9 protein-coding genes and 3 pseudogenes are annotated in these 16,228 nt (G+C 60.6%); 3 read left to right on the top strand and 9 right to left on the bottom strand.

Features of this window, described 5'->3' with window-relative positions; genetic code table 11:
- Window positions 1–3,912 (bottom strand): beta strand repeat-containing protein (locus LJ656_RS35235; protein ID WP_268998892.1); only part of this gene is annotated, 3,912 nt, incomplete at its 3' end.
- A gap of 628 nt (window positions 3,913–4,540) precedes the next feature.
- Between LJ656_RS35235 and LJ656_RS34170 the strand changes: the two genes are divergently transcribed.
- Window positions 4,541–7,009: a tetratricopeptide repeat protein gene (locus LJ656_RS34170; RefSeq protein WP_230513846.1), complete on the top strand. Its 2,469-nt coding sequence runs from the start codon at window positions 4,541–4,543 to the stop codon at window positions 7,007–7,009.
- A gap of 11 nt (window positions 7,010–7,020) precedes the next feature.
- On the opposite strand, the gene LJ656_RS34165 is transcribed toward LJ656_RS34170, so the two are convergent.
- On the bottom strand, window positions 7,021–8,943 hold the full coding sequence (locus LJ656_RS34165) for a tetratricopeptide repeat protein (protein ID WP_230513845.1): 1,923 nt from the start codon (window positions 8,941–8,943) through the stop codon (window positions 7,021–7,023).
- Window positions 8,944–8,954: 11 nt separating this feature from the next.
- Window positions 8,955–9,449: a DUF4019 domain-containing protein gene (locus LJ656_RS34160; RefSeq protein ID WP_230513844.1), complete on the bottom strand. Its 495-nt coding sequence runs from the start codon at window positions 9,447–9,449 to the stop codon at window positions 8,955–8,957.
- A 1,167-nt stretch (window positions 9,450–10,616) separates the two neighbouring features.
- Here LJ656_RS34160 and LJ656_RS34155 point away from each other — a divergent pair.
- Complete coding sequence (locus LJ656_RS34155) at window positions 10,617–11,015, top strand: hypothetical protein (protein WP_230513843.1); 399 nt, start codon at window positions 10,617–10,619, stop codon at window positions 11,013–11,015.
- 675 nt (window positions 11,016–11,690) lie between these two features.
- Window positions 11,691–12,393 (top strand): annotated as a pseudogene (locus LJ656_RS35230) (IS6 family transposase).
- Between the two features lie 287 nt (window positions 12,394–12,680).
- On the opposite strand, the gene LJ656_RS35225 reads toward LJ656_RS35230, so the two are convergent.
- From LJ656_RS35225 to LJ656_RS34120, 6 genes and pseudogenes are all read right to left on the bottom strand, one after another.
- A complete protein-coding gene (locus LJ656_RS35225; protein ID WP_425606073.1) occupies window positions 12,681–13,052 on the bottom strand; it encodes an energy transducer TonB in 372 nt (123 codons plus the stop codon).
- A gap of 378 nt (window positions 13,053–13,430) precedes the next feature.
- A complete protein-coding gene (locus LJ656_RS34145; RefSeq protein WP_230513842.1) occupies window positions 13,431–13,826 on the bottom strand; it encodes an ExbD/TolR family protein in 396 nt (131 codons plus the stop codon).
- A gap of 195 nt (window positions 13,827–14,021) precedes the next feature.
- Window positions 14,022–15,171, bottom strand: a pseudogene (gene tnpC / locus LJ656_RS34140) (IS66 family transposase); the annotation flags it as partial.
- 84 nt (window positions 15,172–15,255) lie between these two features.
- Window positions 15,256–15,528, bottom strand: coding sequence for an IS66 family insertion sequence element accessory protein TnpB (tnpB, locus tag LJ656_RS34130; protein WP_345778602.1), 273 nt, complete (start codon window positions 15,526–15,528; stop codon window positions 15,256–15,258).
- A complete protein-coding gene (locus LJ656_RS34125) occupies window positions 15,525–15,926 on the bottom strand; it encodes a transposase (RefSeq protein WP_230513852.1) in 402 nt (133 codons plus the stop codon). Before LJ656_RS34125 ends, tnpB begins: the two co-directional genes overlap by 4 nt.
- Window positions 15,927–16,014: 88 nt before the next feature.
- Window positions 16,015–16,228 (bottom strand): annotated as a pseudogene (locus tag LJ656_RS34120) (integrase core domain-containing protein); the annotation flags it as partial.

Raw genomic sequence — 16,228 nt, 5'->3', positions numbered from 1 at the left:
CGAAAGGCTATTCACAGTGCTGTTGGTCGTGCTCAAACCAGTCGACAGCGAGCTCACGCCCGTCGACAGCGAACTGGCCGTCGTTGAGGTCGACGTTGACAGCGAGCTCAGGCCCGTGGAAGTCGACGTCGAGAGACTATCCACCGTACTGTTCGTCGTGCTCAGGCCGGTCGACAGCGAGCTCACGCCCGTTGACAGCGAACTGGCCGTCGTTGAGCTCGATGTTGACAGCGAGCTCAGGCCGGTCGACGTGGAGGTCGAAAGGCTGATCACAGTGCTGTTGGTCGTGCTCAAACCAGTCGACAGCGAGCTGGCCGTCGTCGAGGTCGAGCTCGACAGAGAGCTCAGGCCCGTCGAGGTCGACGTCGAGAGGCTATTTACCGTGCTGTTTGTCGTGCTCAGGCCGGTGGACAGTGAGCTGACTCCCGTCGACAGCGAACTGGCCGTCGTCGAGGTCGACGTTGACAGCGAGCTCAGGCCCGTGGAAGTCGACGTCGAGAGGCTATCCACCGTACTGTTCGTCGTGCTCAGGCCGGTCGACAGCGAGCTGATACTCGTTGAGATCAAGCCGGTCGAGGTCGACAGACTATCTATCGCCTGATCAGCCGCATACAACTGCGAGCCATTGATCGCATCCGTGCTCGTCGCGCTAAGTCGCCCTGCCGCAACATTCGTGATCTGCCTTTCCGCGCCGGACGCACCCACGCTGACCACGCTGGTCGGATTCGTCCCTGCAAAGTTGTACGTCGCGCCGCCGATCGTCGCGCTCGAGGTCGGGTGTGCGACTCCGGTCACGGAGCCCGCACCCAGCGCCACATCGCCGACAGCGGTCGCGGCTACCGCGCCCGCGCCGATTGCCACGCTGTTCGCCGCCTCTGCGTTAGATCTGTCGCCGATCGCCACACCGCTGGCTCCCGCAGCCGTTGCATTGGTGCCCGCCGCTAGCGCGTTCACGCCGGTAGCACCGTCGTTGTTGTAATTGCCTGCCTGCGTGCCGTTGTCGTTCACGCTGAAATAATGCGTGCGTGTCGTCGAAACCAGCGTCGACAACGACGACATGCCCGACGATGTAGACGAGGACAGACTCGTCAGATTGCTATTGGTCGTGCTCAGGCCAGTCGACAGCGAACTGACGCCGGTCGACGTCGAGCTCGACAGGCTGTTTACCGTGCTATTGGTCGTGCTCAGACCAGTTGACAGCGAACTGACGCCTGTCGACAACGAGCTGGCTGTCGTCGAGGTCGAGGTCGACAGAGAGCTCAAGCCCGTCGATGTCGATGTCGACAGGCTATTTACCGTGCTATTGGTCGTGCTCAGACCAGTCGACAGCGAACTGACGCCTGTCGACAACGAGCTGGCCGTCGTCGAGGTCGAGCTCGACAGGCTATTTACCGTGCTATTCGTTGTGCTCAAACCACTCGACAACGAGCTTACACCTGTAGACAGCGAACTGACGCCGGTCGAAGTCGACGTCGACAGGCTGTTTACCATGCTATTCGTCGTGCTCAGGCCAGTCGACAGCGAGCTCACACCTGTAGACAGCGAACTGACGCCGGTCGAAGTCGACGTCGACAGGCTGTTTACCGAGCTATTGGTCGTGCTCAGACCAGTCGACAGCGAACTGACGCCTGTCGACAACGAGCTGGCCGTCGTCGAGGTCGAGGTCGACAGAGAGCTCAAGCCTGTCGAGGTCGACGTCGACAGGCTATTTACCGTGCTATTCGTCGTGCTCAGGCCAGTCGACAGCGAACTGACGCCGGTCGACGTCGAGCTCGACAGGCTGTTTACCGTGCTATTGGTCGTGCTCAGACCAGTCGACAGCGAACTGACGCCTGTCGACAACGAGCTGGCTGTCGTCGAGGTCGAGGTCGACAGAGAGCTCAAGCCCGTCGAGGTCGATGTCGACAGGCTATTTACCGTGCTATTGGTCGTGCTCAGGCCAGTCGACAGCGAGCTCACACCCGTGGACAGCGAACTCACACCGGTCGACGTCGAGCTCGACAGGCTATTTACCGTGCTATTGGTCGTGCTCAGGCCAGTCGACAGCGAGCTCACACCCGTAGACAGCGAACTGACGCCGGTCGAAGTCGACGTCGACAGACTGTTTACCGTGCTATTGGTCGTGCTCAGACCAGTTGACAGCGAACTGACGCCTGTCGACAACGAGCTGGCTGTCGTCGAGGTCGAGGTCGACAGAGAGCTCAAGCCCGTCGATGTCGACGTCGACAGGCTATTTACCGTGCTATTGGTCGTGCTCAGACCAGTTGACAGCGAACTGACGCCTGTCGACAACGAGCTGGCTGTCGTCGAGGTCGAGCTCAACAGAGAGCTCAAGCCCGTCGATGTCGACGTCGACAGGCTATTTACCGTGCTATTCGTCGTGCTCAGGCCAGTCGACAGCGAGCTCACACCTGTAGACAGCGAACTGACGCCGGTCGAAGTCGACGTCGACAGGCTGTTTACCGTGCTATTCGTCGTGCTCAGGCCAGTCGACAGCGAGCTCACACCCGTGGACAGCGAACTCACGCCGGTCGACGTCGAGCTCGACAGGCTGTTTACCGAGCTATTGGTCGTGCTCAGACCAGTCGACAGCGAACTGACGCCTGTCGACAACGAGCTGGCCGTCGTCGAGGTCGACGTCGACAGGCTCTTTACCGTGCTATTGGTCGTGCTCAGGCCAGTCGACAACGAGCTCACGCCCGTGGACAGCGAACTGACGCCGGTCGAAGTCGAGCTCGACAGGCTGTTTACCGTGCTATTGGTCGTACTAAGACCGCTAGACAGCGAGCTGACGCCCGTAGACAAGGAACTGGCCGTCGTGGACGTCGAGGTCGACAGCGAATTCAGACCCGTTGACAACGAACTCACACCAGTGGACAGCGAACTCACGCCGGTCGAAGTCGAGTTCGAGAGGCTGTTTAACGTGCTATTCGTCGTGCTCAGACCAGTCGACAGCGAACTGACGCCTGTGGACAGACTGGTCACGCTCAAGCCCACCGCGTTGACAGCCTGATTCGTCGCATACAGCTCACTGCCGTTAACCGCGTCCGTGCTGGTCGCCGAAATTCGCCCGGCCGCCACGTTGGTGATCGTGCGCTCCGCGCCGGACGCGCCGACGCTCACCGTGCTGGCCGGCGCGGTGCCGGCAAATGTATAGGCGGTGCCGTTGATCGTCGCGCCAGTCGTGCCGACCGCGGCGGCGGTCTTCGAGTTTGAGCCCAATGCCACGTCGTTGGCGTTGCTGGCGGTCGCGCTAGCGCCAAGCGCCAACCCGCTGGCTGCCGATGCCGACGCGCCCATACCCACCGCCACCGAGTTCACCGCGGAGGCGGTCGACTGTGTGCCGATAGCAATACCATTGGTCGCACTCGCGTTCACCACCGAGAAGCGCCCCACAGCGAACGACTGGTCCGCCAATGCCGCCGCGCCACCTGCCCCCAAGTTATTGCCTCCGCCCAGCGCGATCGAGCTAACGCCAGAGGCGGTCGCATCGTTGCCAAACGCGGCGGCGCTGACGTTCAATGCTTTCGAGCCCGAGCCGAACGCGGTCGAACTATTCGCAGTCGCCGTCGACGCACGCCCGATCGCCAACGAATAGGAGCCGCTCGCAGTGGTGTTCCAGCCGAGTGCGACCGATTCTGCACCAGACGCGGTCGTAACAGTCGTGTTCAATGGGCCGCCAGCAGGCTCATTGCCGCCGATCGCGATCGATGCAGTCCCCGATGCAGCCCCCAACCCCGCCGAGTACTGCGCCTGCGCGACGTTCATCCCCGCGCCGCTCACCAGCGCGACGACCACGACAGCTTTCGCCACCGCTGACTTATTCGGTTTGCCGCGCGCGGACGAAATTTCCGATGCGGCCACCCATGCGCCGAGGGCCTCATTCCAGATCGAGCGGTAAGTTTTATTCATCTGTCATCTCTAGCGAAAATGCGCGACACAACTGCTCTGAATTTAGTTATCAGAACGACTTCGATCCGTCGGAATGAGACCGAAAATCAGACACGCGTGAACGGGACGACCGAATTCTAAGATTTCAACCTCTCGGGGACTGGCAAACAATGCAAACTAAACATGAATATTTTGTCAAATTTCTAAAAATCTTCCGATAATATAAAGAACTGACAAATATGGAATTGAAAATTGCTTGTTGGCATTCGCGTTGATCCGTTGCGTGACCCCGCAATACTTTTTAAAGAATCGCGCGCTCGCTTCCGGAGCATCACTCCGATTCAACACTCCATTAATTGCCAAAAAATTGGAACGCCCCCGAACCCCTAGAATATTTATTCTTTTCAAAAATTTGACAACCGGGATACAATCGACAGTTAATGACAAAATAGTTAAATTATGTCAAAAATCAGCGCCAAGTAGTCAAATCGATATACGTACATTAAAAACCTTCAGACCGTTTGAGAATCAAGTCCCCAATTACCTCACGGGTGTCGGCGCATTTTCACGCCGATGCCGCACGCGGCTTTTCCGGTTGCCAGCCGGTGTGCTTACCCCTATCGTCTGCCGATGCCGCCCCGAGGAACCGATGAGCGCCGACCCGATTACCCAACACTTGCAGCAACGCGTGACGGCACACCATGCAATGTCGTTGGTCGAAGCCGAGCATCACTACCGTCAGGTGCTCGCCGCGAATCCTGAGCATGCCGAAGCGTTGCATCGGCTCGGCGTGCTTCATCTACAGTGCGGCGATGCATACAACGCGAGCCTGCTGCTTCAACGAAGCATCGCATCCGAGCCGGAGTGCGCGGCGGTTCACTGCAATCTCGGCGTGGCGCTGGAGCGCCTGCAACGTTTCGCGGAAGCCGAAACCTGCTATCGGCAGGCGCTGGTTCTGGAGCCCGATTTTGTCGAAGCACACGACAATCTCGGCATCGTGCTTGAAAACGCCGGCCACCTCGACGAGGCCGAGGCCTGCTACCGGCACGCGCTCTCACTGCAACCTGCGCGCGTCCACACGCACTTCCACCTCGGCAATCTGCTATTCAACACTGCGCGACTGGCCGAAGCCGAAACCTGCTATCGACACGCGCTGCTGCTGGCACCTCACTACCCCGAGGTACACAACAATTACGGACTCCTGCTAAGCGACAGCGGCCGTTTAGCCGAGGCCGAAGCGAACTACCGTCAGGCGCTCGCGCAACATCCCGACTACGCCGATGCCCATATCAACCTCGCGCTGCTGCTACACCGCACCGGACGCCTGCGAGATGCACTGACCAGCTACCAGCATGCCGTTTCGCTGCAACCGGACAACCCGCTCGCACGGCTGAATTTCGGCAATCTGCTGCGCGACATGAACGAGCTCGCGGCAGCCGAGGCCTGCTACCGGCACGCGCTATCGCTCGCGCCGGACTATGCCGAGGCCCACAACAACCTCGCTCTGACGCTCGCGCAAACACATCGGCTCGAGGCGGCCGAAGCGAGTTATCGCCGCGCGCTGGAGTTGCAGCCGGGCTTCGCCGGCGCATGGGGCAATCTCGGCAGCCTGCTGCACGAAGCGGAGCGCTGGCCCGAAGCGCAAGCCTGTTATCGGCAGGCTGCGGCGCTGCAACCCGCCGATGCTGCCGCGCAATTCAATCTGGCCAACCTGCTGACCGACACCGGCGCCGTGGCCGAAGCTGAGTCGTGTTACCGGCGCGCGTTGTCGCTCGCACCGGCCTATGTCGATGCGTATAACAACCTCGGCGTACTGCTCGCCGCCACCGCGCGCGCCGACGAAGCTGAAGCGTTGCATCGGCACGCGCTCGCGCTGGAACCTGACCATGCGGATTCATATGCGAGCCTTGGCCGTCTGCTGCACAGCGGCCGGCGCCTCGCCGAAGCACAAGCGTGTTACCGCGACGCGCTGACGCTCGAACCGGACTCGGCAGTCGCGCACAACCGGCTCGGCTGCGTGCTGTACGAATCGCAGGATCTCGACGAAGCCGGCGCATGCTTCACGCGTGCGATCGCGCTGAACCCATGCTATCTGCCGGCGCATTACAACCTGAGCCTCGTGTTGCTGAAGACCGGCCGTTACGCGCAAGCGTGGCCGCTGCACGAAACGCGCTACCAGAGCTCACCGGACTGGGGAAAGGACGAGCTGCTCGCGCACCGGCGGCCCGCGCTGCCGTTTGCGCAGTGGCAACACGAATCGCTGGAGGGTAAATCGCTGCTCGTGTGGCCCGAGCAGGGCTTTGGCGATTGCCTCCAGTTCGCGCGTTTTATTCCGCTGTTGAAGGCGCGCGGCGTATCGAAGCTGACGGTCGCCAGTTCACCCGCTCTGAGGAAACTGTTCGCGACTCTCGACGGCGTCGACGCGTGGATCTGCTCGGACGACCACCCAGCCGCGATCCCGGCTCACGACTACTGGTGTCTGATGATGAGTCTGCCGCTGCACTTCGACACGACGCTGGACAACATCCCTGGCCGGCTACCGTATCTGCATGCGGCGCCGGCACGCATCGAGTACTGGCGGGAACGGCTGGCATCGTGCGAGCCGAACGTCACGAGCCCCGCGCTGAAAGTCGGCCTCGTCTGGTCTGGCGAGCCGCGTCCGGATCAGCGGCACGCGCATGCGATCGACCAGCGCCGCTCGCTGCCGCTAACCGCATATCTGCCGTTGCTGCGCGTGCCTGGCATCCGCTTCGTCAGTCTGCAAAAGGGGCAACGCGCGCAGGCGCAACTGACGGACCTTCCCGCAGAGCTTCGACCATTCGATCCAATGAACGAGGTCGGCGATTTCGCCGATACCGCCGCGCTGATCGACAACCTGGATCTGGTGATTTCGGTCGATACGTCGGTCGCCCATCTAGCCGGCGCGCTCGCCAGACCGGTGTGGATCCTGTCGCGTTTCGACGGTTGCTGGCGCTGGCTGCACGAGCGCGATGATTCGCCGTGGTATCCGGACATCGCGCGTCTGTACCGGCAACAGCAGCCCGGCGACTGGGCGCCGGTGATAGAGAGGATCGCTGACGATCTCGCCCGTTTGCAGAAGAGTCGTGCGTCAAGCTGACGAGCGCGCCGTCAGCGCATCAGGGCCACCAGATCAGCGCGCACCAGATGCAAAACCGGCGCCCAATCCGCGTATTGCTGCTGCCGGTAGAGCGTCACCGACGGATACCACGGCGAATCGTCGCGCTCTAGCATCCACACCCAGTGCGGATTCACGTCGGCGAGCAGCCACGTAGGCGCGCCGAGCGCGCCGGACAGATGCGCGAGCGACGTGCACACGGTAATCACCAGATCGAGATTGCCGATTAGCGCGGCGGTGTCGTCGAACGATGCGAGTTCCGCCGTATAATCCGTCAGCGGCAAACCCTCCGCCGACATTTGTTGGACCTCGGCGGCGCCATCGATTTGCAGGCTGTAAAAGGTAACGTTGGGCAAGCCCGCAAAAGCCTGCGCATACAGCGCTGGCGACACCTCGCGCAGGGGATTGCGCTGATGCGTGCGACTGCCGCTCCACACCAACCCGACCTTGAGCTTGCGGTCGCCCGACAGACGCTCACGCCACTTCGCGAGTCTCGGCGGGTCTGCTTCAAGGTAACGGCACGACGCCGGCAACGTTTCGAGCGTGATGCCCAACGCCAACGGCAGACTGCCCAACGGCAGATGAAAATCGAAGCGCGGCATGGGCTGCGTATTATGTGGCAACACCCGCACACCGAGTGGCGCGAGCGTGCGTTCGAACAGCGCGCGTAGCGGCGCAAAGCAGCAGTAAATCAACGTGCCGCCCGCTTGCCGCGCCTGCTCGGCGAGCTGCGGCACGAAGCGGATGAACTGGATCGCATCGCCGAAGCCCTGCTCGCCCCACACGAGCAGCGTCCTGCCGGCCAGACTCTCGCCGCGCCAGCGGCTGTCGCCGCTCAACTGCGAGGCCCGTTCCAGTTCCGGCGCACCGGCCCAGCGCGCTTCGTGATTGAGCCAGCCGTTACGGTAATCGCCGAGCAGCAACTGCAGCATCGCGATTGACCATTGGGTTCTCACGTCGGTCGATCCGGTCCGCACGGCACGCTCCAACACGTCCAGAGCTTCGCGGTGGCGTTGCGATTCCCGCAGCGCGTTGCTCAGCGCGAGAAGCGCCGATGCATATGTAGGCGCCAACGTGCACGCGCGTTGCGCGGCCAGCAACGCATGCTCGGGCTCATGCCGCATCAACCACGCATTCGACGCATTGGTCCACGACAACGTCGAATTGGGATCGACACGAAGCGCGTCGTTACACAGGCGCAGCGCGGCTTCGCTGTCGCCGCGCGCCAGTTGCAGCGCGGCCAGATTGTTACTCAGCATCGGATACTGCGGATCAAGCGAGCGTACGCGTTGGTACGCGGCGAGCGCACCCGCATACGCGCCGCTGCGCTGACGCAACAGACCCAGCTGAAACCATGCGTTCGGCGCATCCGGCTGCCGTTCGCACCAGCGCACCGCGACCTGGGCGGCTTCGTCATCGCGCTCCAGTTGCTGCAAAAGTTCGCACCACTCCTCGAACCACGTGGTCGCGTCAGGCGCTTGGCGATGCGCTCTCGCGTACCACCTTTCCGCCTGCTGCAAGCGTCCGTCGCGACGCGCGTGGCGGGCCATTTCCAGCAGCGCCGGCGCGAAGTCGGGGGCGATCGCGACCGCGCGTTCGAGCGTGGCGGCTGACTCCAAGTTGCGCCCCAGCAGACGCAGCAACATGGCGTGCGCGGTCAACGCGCCCGCATCGGCGGGTGCGCGTTGCAGCCAGTCGGCAATCTCACGGGACGCCACAAGCAGATCGCCGCTCGTCAGCCGCCGCGCGATACGCGAGAACGGCGTGTCCGATGCCGGCGTTGCCAGCAGCCCATGACGCGCGGAGCCGACCTGCTCGGATGTGACGCCGTCCGCGACGTAATCGCAAACGGACGCTGCGGCCCCGTCCGGTATCGCCGCATGCTGGCCGACGCCGGCCAGCGCTCGTACTACCACTGCGCCGCCTATCACGGCGTCGCGATCTGTGCCGGGCCCGTGCCGGCGTTTTGCGACTGCCGCGGCGCATAGCCGGTCAGACGCCACTGTCCGTCACTCTCCAGTTGGAAGCTGACCATCTCGAACAGCGTATGGCCGTCGGCGAGCGTCGTCGCAAAGTCCACGTTCGCATACAGTCCGTCGGGCACCCCGGTGACCTGGGTATACCGGATCCGCGTGACCGCCGCCCAGCCGCGCTCCGAAACCGCGCCTACCGTCTGCCGCGCCTGTCGCAACGAGCCCGCAAACTGCTGCGCGCTCATCTTCTCGCGCATAAACGGCGCCGCGTCCTGCCACAGCGCGTTGTACTGGCCGGCGTCGAGCTGTTGCAACACCCGATTTGCATCGCCGAGCAATTCATCGGCAGAAGCGCCCGGCTCGGCCGCGGCGGTGAGCGTGCAACAGGCGGCTAGCGCGGCGGCGGCGAAGGCCCGCAGCGCGCTAGCTTTGCGTGTCGATTGAATCATCTGGAATCCTCGTATCTGGGCCGGACGGCGAAGCAACGATTACGTAAATCGCGATAATGCCAGACTAGCAGCAGGGGAAAATCTAACGTTTCAAGAATTGCTAAATCGCTTGGAGGAAACTGTCAAATTTCGTCAGCGCGCCCGTGGTCGGTACCCACGAAGGCGCCGGCCGTTTTAACTGGTAATTCTGCGCAGACGGCCTTCCTATTCGCCCTCCGGTCGCGCTCACAAACGATTTGGAAATGAATAACACGCTACGACAACTCAGCGCTTGGAGGTCGTCGCCGAAACCTGCGCGTTCACCAGCTGGACCACCCGGCTGCACATGACGACAAGCGCGCTCAGCGCGGCGATCAGGGATCTCAAAACACGCGCTTGACGTACAGATGGTACATCGCACGCCGGCGGTGTTCGGCTCTCCTATTTCGGCGCGCAGTTTCTGCCGCTCGGGAAACGCATGTTTGACAATCTGGAACGCGTAAAGCGCTCGATCGCCGAGTTGAAGTCGCTCAATTCCGGTTAGGTGCTCATCGCGATGCCGCCACTCATGGTCTGTTGCGCTGATGCCGCAAGTGGATGCCACCTTCACGGCGTCTGAATTCTCGATAGCGACGCGCAAGCGAGATACAACCTGGCGGCCATACCGAAATAAAGTCGCAACGGCTCGCTGGGCGCTGCAATCCCGAGCGAGACCGCCATGCTGCGCGGCGAGCCGATTCGCCCAACCGGTCGAACGGCGATATCTTTCTGGCGGTGTCCGCCAATAATCCAGTAATTGCGCGGCTTTTCCGGGTGATGTTTCGATCAGTCCACCATTCGACAGAGAGTCGCACGTGGGCGTGCATCACATTAGAAGGTGAAGGTAGCCTCTCGACCAGTTGAAAGCGCGCAGATCATTCCGCTTGGTGCGACCGGCTGAACACGCCGCCCGTACCTGACTATTCTTAATATTTTTCAGAAGCGACCACACCTAATATTGCTTTGACCGCTTCTTTTCCACTGGAATCGGTCACCTCGGCATTTATCCCTTCACGCGCCACTCTTCACGGGTTGCGCGTTTTTTCTTGCCTGAGGAGGCGGGAGACCGACCGGAGCATAGGAATGTCACGAACAAGGAAACGGAAGACCAGTGCGCGGGTGCCAAATCGGGGCCAACGTCAACGAGCGTTGTTTCTGCCGCTTTCGCGCGAGTCCGTCGACGGGATGATGCTACACATCCGAATGGCCCTTGAACGCATACGTGCCGGGGAGGCCGACCAGTCACTGGTGTACTGCATGGCGCGCGTCGCATGGCTCACGGGCCTCATTGCCGAAGCCGGTCACGGCCTGCTGGATACACCCTTTCTAAACCGTGCACTGGAATCCGTTCGGGCGATTCTGGAAACCGGCAGAGAAACGGGGAGCTGGCACATTTCGCCGCACCTCGTCGAGGATCTGAAGATCATCGTCAATGAGTATGACCGCCAGTTGCGTGAGACCCGTCTGGAAGTCATCGCCAATGCGGTTGGCCGCTTGGATCTTCTGCTTCAGCGTGCGGGCCTGAGCGAACTCTGGGATTTCCCATGAGCGATTGAAGCTTCGATGCCATGATCGCAGTATCGGCTCCAGCTCATTTCTAAGTCGACGGCGAATGCAATCAGAGCCCCTCTGGCGACGGGTTCGCGGTTCCGGGCCAGCCTCGCGTAAACTGCCCTGAAACGGCGTGATGCCATCGCACTCACTCGAGATCAAACCGCGCACGATCAGCTGGGCGCGATAAATATCCATCCATAAGCTGGCGAAATTTGGTCAGGTCGCAATCGCCGTGCGCGACTTCACGCAGCATCGTTTCGCCAGCGAGCGTCACCCGCCGCGCGCGATCTACTCTTGCCTGCTTGTAAGCCTAGCGGCTCACTTCTGTGCCTCGTCGCGCGCTGACTTCATCTCTCCAAGGTTCGCGTCGGCTTCGGTAATGTGTTTCTTCAGCTGATTCAAACAGTACACGGTTATTGATATCACGTAAAACTTCGCAGTACGAAGATCGCCGACATCGGAAAGTGTTAGCGATTGTCATATGTGCACTTCGGCGAACGTCTAGCACTTAATATGGCCACGACGGCTATTTACTAGCAATTGCAGCCGTCAGCATGTCTTTGTTTTGTCCTCTTGAGCCCGCGCGAATTTCGCGCGGGTATTTTTTGGTTGTGGTGCAATTCTGTTGCGTCGGTCTGTTACTCTTAATTTTTTGAAGACCACGAGCCGATGAGCAAGCTGAGAGATCTCGAATGGTTGTTCAATCGGCGTCATTTCGACCGCGAAGTCATCGCTCTTTGCGTGCGTTGGCATCCACACCACAAGCTCAGTCTACGCGGCCTTGTCGAGATAATCGCTGAACGTGGCCTGTCTCTCGTCCACACTACGATCCTGCGTTGGGTGAGCCGCTACACGCCGAAGTGCGTAAAGCGCTGGAATCGGTCGGCCACGACAGCCGGTGCATCGTGGCGAAACGACGAGACGTATGCGAAGATTCGCGGCAAATGGGCCTATCTCTACCGCGCAGTTGACCGGGCGGGAAAGATGTTCGATGTTCGATTTTCGCTTCAGCGCCAGGCGCGAAGTAACGGCAGCAAAGGCGTTCTTCGCGAAGGCAATCAGGACTCGGGGACGCGCTCTTGAGACAATCACGCTGGACGGTTACGTGGCACCTCCTCGGGCGCCGCGCGAGACGAAAACAGAAGGGTCGCTGCCCACGCGAACGAAATCACGTTCCACGAAGTATCCTAATAACTTGGTTGAGTGGGATCACCGCCACATCAAATCGCGGGTGAACGTGATGCTCGGGCACAAACGGTTTCGCAGTGCCGCCGTTGCCCTCTCCGCCATCGAACTGATGCATCGCATTGGCAAAGGCCAGCTCTGTCTCACCAGCGCGCCCCTCAACAATACGACCTCGCCCTCGGTTTAATTGGCGGTTTTTTCAGCTCGTTGAAGGCTCAAAAACGCAGGCAATTTCTGGCCCATCTACCTAGTTTTAACCACAACCTAAAATACAGGGCGATCTGACAAACGTTTGTCAATGAGCTTGCCGTACACTGACATTGTGCGATCACATGGCTCTGGCTATTGGCAGTCCCTTCCAGTATCCGTGAACTCTCGCAGTTTGAGAAATAAATAGATTTTTTTGAGCTTTAGTGAATCTCCGCACCGGCTATCTGTAGAAGACCCAACAACGTCGGCATCTTGTCTTTCCTCCTAGCTGTCGAGCGTACTCTCGACCCAGAGTTGCTCAGGTAGGCTCTTGCCATCAAACCCACGCGGCGGAGGTTGGCACGTGGCGTCCCGAACGGCTGCGAGTGCCGCACGGTCAAGCTGACCGATGCCGCTAGACGTTGCGACGTGAATGTCAGACGTCGTACTGTAGCGATAGACAAATCTGACGAGTGTTCGCCCAGTTATGCCTTCCATGCGAGCAGATTCCGGATAACGCAATGCCGCTTCGATCGCGACGCGCAGCGCAGCCTCAAACCTCACCGCAGGGTGGGTCAAAGCTGGAGGGGGCGGTTCTGGTGCAAGACTCGGCGCAGAGGCTGGCTCGACTGGCGCGGAGTGCTGTACTGACGCCATATCCGGAGCCGTCTGCGCAGAATCAGGAGAGACCCGCAGCGGCGTTGACTTCGCCGGTACCGCTTTGTTGACACCTGCCTCATGCGTCACCGCAGTGCGACGCGACCGCACCACCGGCTTTTGAGACGGCTTTGATACTTCGCGCAAGCGAGTAAACTTAGGCTCCGGAAACGAGACCGCAGATGGCGACGTCAGCGCGATCGTTACCGAATCGGGCGGCATCGGGGCCGTGATACGCGGGCGAATCAGCCATACTCCGAGTCCTAGGAGCAACAGCCCTTCGACGAGAAGTGCAAGCACGGCTGATATATGAAGTGACCTGCGCGTACCACGCTTCGGTTGGCCCCGTGCGACGGACTCTATCGACGACATGTCGGTTCACCTACTCTGGCTGTGCCGCCAGCGACACTTGCGTAACTCCGGCCTGCGGCACGCGTCCATCGCGTTCACGAGTTTTTGCAATTGCACGTCCTTCGCACCCGCAATGGTCACAGTCGTATGGGCCGGATCGGGGCGCTTCACGAGCATCGAGGTCAGCTCTGCCGTGCTGAGTCGGCGACCGTCGACCGACACGCTTCCATCGGCCCAGAGCGCCACAGTCACCTTCGGCGGCGGCAGTCTCCGCGCGCTCCTGCTCGACGGCAGTTGCGTGCGTAGACCTGCGTTTGGAATCATGCGCAGTGTAATCAAGATGAAAAACACCAGTATGAAAAACATGATGTCGATCATTGGAATGATTTCGATACGCACCTTGCGTGTTTCAAAATACTTCATGTCAGACGCCCTGCCGGGCAAGGCAGCCCTCCGACGAATCGTTACCCTGGGTTATCCAACACCCGAATGAGAGTTTTAGCAACCGTCGAGTTTGTCCATGTGTTCTGCCCAATAACTTTGGAGAAAGCCAATCGATCAAACGATCTCGTCACCCACACCTCACCAATCGCGCTTGACAGGGCGTGGGTCATGAGAGTTGTGACGACCGATGGCCACTCCGCGTAACGGGCGCTCAACTGGCAGGTTGTCGATCTCCAACTGCCGTCATCGCAATAGCATGTGAGCGCTTCCCACCGGTACAGCCCGTAGAAGATCGCCCGACTCGTGTCCGACTTGCGCGAGAGAGCTTCCAGCGTCGTTGTGAGCCACGCTTGGGATTGATGGAGTAGCGGCCGCGCAAACGCCTAGCGATGCGCACGGCGCTCGTCGGGCGGCTTGCCACTGATCGTCTCCTCAATCCTGTATCGCGCGCCGATAAGCTCCCGCGATTCGGTGTTCAACGCACGGGGACGCGCTGCGTGCAATTCATAGAACTGTCATCGAGCGTGTGCCCAACAAGCCGCTTCCGTGACCCGCCTGGTTTCGTAGATGGCCTGGTTGCCACCGTATGCATCGGCTTGCAGCGTGCCGTTGAATGACTCGAGGTGCTGCTGCGGACGGATGCCCTTGCGATCTGGCGGATAGGCGAACCACAGCGCCGGCGGCGTCATGTGGCCGATGCACGATCATCGCGCACGTACACCGACAGGCGACCGGTCTTCGTCTTGCCGTTGCCCGGTGCAAGCACCGGAACCGGCGTGTCGTCGGCGTGCAATTTCGTCACCGACATCACTTGACGAGCGGCTACCGCGGCGTCGCCGGGTGACCGACCCACTTTGCAAACAGCGAGCAATCCAGCCCGACGCCTTCTCGCGCGTACATGACCGACTGCCGGTAAAGCGGTATATGGTCTGCGAACTTCGAGACCAGATCATGTGTCAGCAGCACTGGGCCGGCAAGACCACGTTCGATCGGACGACTCGGTGCTGGCGCCTCAGAAATGCGGTCGCAACACACGCACGCAACCTTCGGGCGCACTTGACGGATAACCCGGAAGCTTGCCGGTACGTATTCAAGTTGTTCGACGACGTCTTCGCCTAGTGAGCTCGAGTTACTCGATCTTATGGTCCAGCTTCTCCGACTTGCGACCGAACTGCATACGGCGCAGTCTGGCGATGAGCAGCTTCAGGGGTTCGGTCTGGGCTTCGCGTGAAGCCAATGTGGCTTGTTGCGAGTCGATCGTTTCCGGCAGCTTGAGCATCTGCGCGTCGCGCTCGCGCAGCGCCGCCTCGTGGCTGAGCAGCATCGCGTTCAGCGTTTTTCGGTCGAGCCGTTCACGTTGGTTGCCGCCAGTCGATGCCTTCCAGCAGCATTGATAGGCGCGCGGGGCTCAGGCAAATGACCTCACCGTCGGCTTAATGCCATACGAAGCGCCCTTCTCGAGTCGCTTCACCAGCAGGCACATGCCATCGCCGCTCCGCCACGGCACTTTGAGCAGGTCGCCGAGTTTGCCCCGAAACACGAACACATGCCCGCAGAACGGATCGCGTTCAAGCACTGTCTGCACCTTGGCGGCAAAAAGACTGTTGAATCCGGCCCGAATGTCGGTCACGTCGGCAGCCCGCCACACTCGGGATCCGGACGGCAACATCGGCAGGCTCATCGGGCAAGGCCTCCCACAATCTTGATCAGGGTTGCGATGGGCGTGTGAGCGCTCAGGCGTAGAGGGACGTCGCCACATTCGACCTCGTAGACGCCTGCGCTGTCCGACAATGGGCGCGCCGGCACTTCCGGCAAAGGCTCACCCACTGCCAATGGTAACCAGTTGAGTGCAAGCGTCTCTGGCAACGCAACGTCGGGCATGCCGAAATCGCCGGCAAGACAATGACGACGCCATTTGAACAGCAGATTGGCGTTGATGTCGTGCTCGCGAGCGATGATCGCAGCCGACGCGCCTGGCTTTGAGCGTCGCCTCGGCGATCTGCCGCTTGAACTCGACCGAAAATTTGGTCGCTTGGACCGGCTGGATTGTGGAGGGCTGTCCACTGTTGAGTCCACCATTCGTTTGGTGGGCACCAAGGTAGCCAAACTCAACGACGAAATCTACACGGCTGGAGTTGACCCTGTAACTCAGGACACTCGGACACCGTTAAGTTGATGATGCAGCGGTTCGGCGGAACTCCCGGGGGAACGGTACTTCAGTGCCTTATGCGGGTGCCGTTCGTTGTAATGTTCAAAGCCGCCGGCCAGATGCGAGAGCGCTGTTGGCACATCGGGCTTGTGCATAAAGGCAATGTAATCGTGCTTGATTGTCTTCACGAACGATTCGGCCATGCCGTTACTCTGCGGCGAACGAACGGGTG

Source organism: Paraburkholderia sejongensis, from assembly GCF_020880815.1.
GTDB lineage: Bacteria > Pseudomonadota > Gammaproteobacteria > Burkholderiales > Burkholderiaceae > Paraburkholderia > Paraburkholderia sejongensis.
The sequence above is the reverse complement of the archived record's forward strand: the minus strand, read 5'-3'. Positions and strand labels throughout refer to the sequence as shown.

Coding starts and splice junctions, on each gene's coding strand:
- LJ656_RS34170 (WP_230513846.1), top strand. CDS start 4,541: ATGAGCGCCGACCCGATTACCCAACACTTGCAGCAACGCGTGACGGCA.
- LJ656_RS34160 (WP_230513844.1), bottom strand. CDS start 9,449: ATGATTCAATCGACACGCAAAGCTAGCGCGCTGCGGGCCTTCGCCGCC.
- LJ656_RS35225 (WP_425606073.1), bottom strand. CDS start 13,052: ATGGCGTCAGTACAGCACTCCGCGCCAGTCGAGCCAGCCTCTGCGCCG.
- LJ656_RS34145 (WP_230513842.1), bottom strand. CDS start 13,826: ATGAAGTATTTTGAAACACGCAAGGTGCGTATCGAAATCATTCCAATG.
- tnpB (WP_345778602.1), bottom strand. CDS start 15,528: ATGAGCCTGCCGATGTTGCCGTCCGGATCCCGAGTGTGGCGGGCTGCC.
- LJ656_RS34125 (WP_230513852.1), bottom strand. CDS start 15,926: ATGGTGGACTCAACAGTGGACAGCCCTCCACAATCCAGCCGGTCCAAG.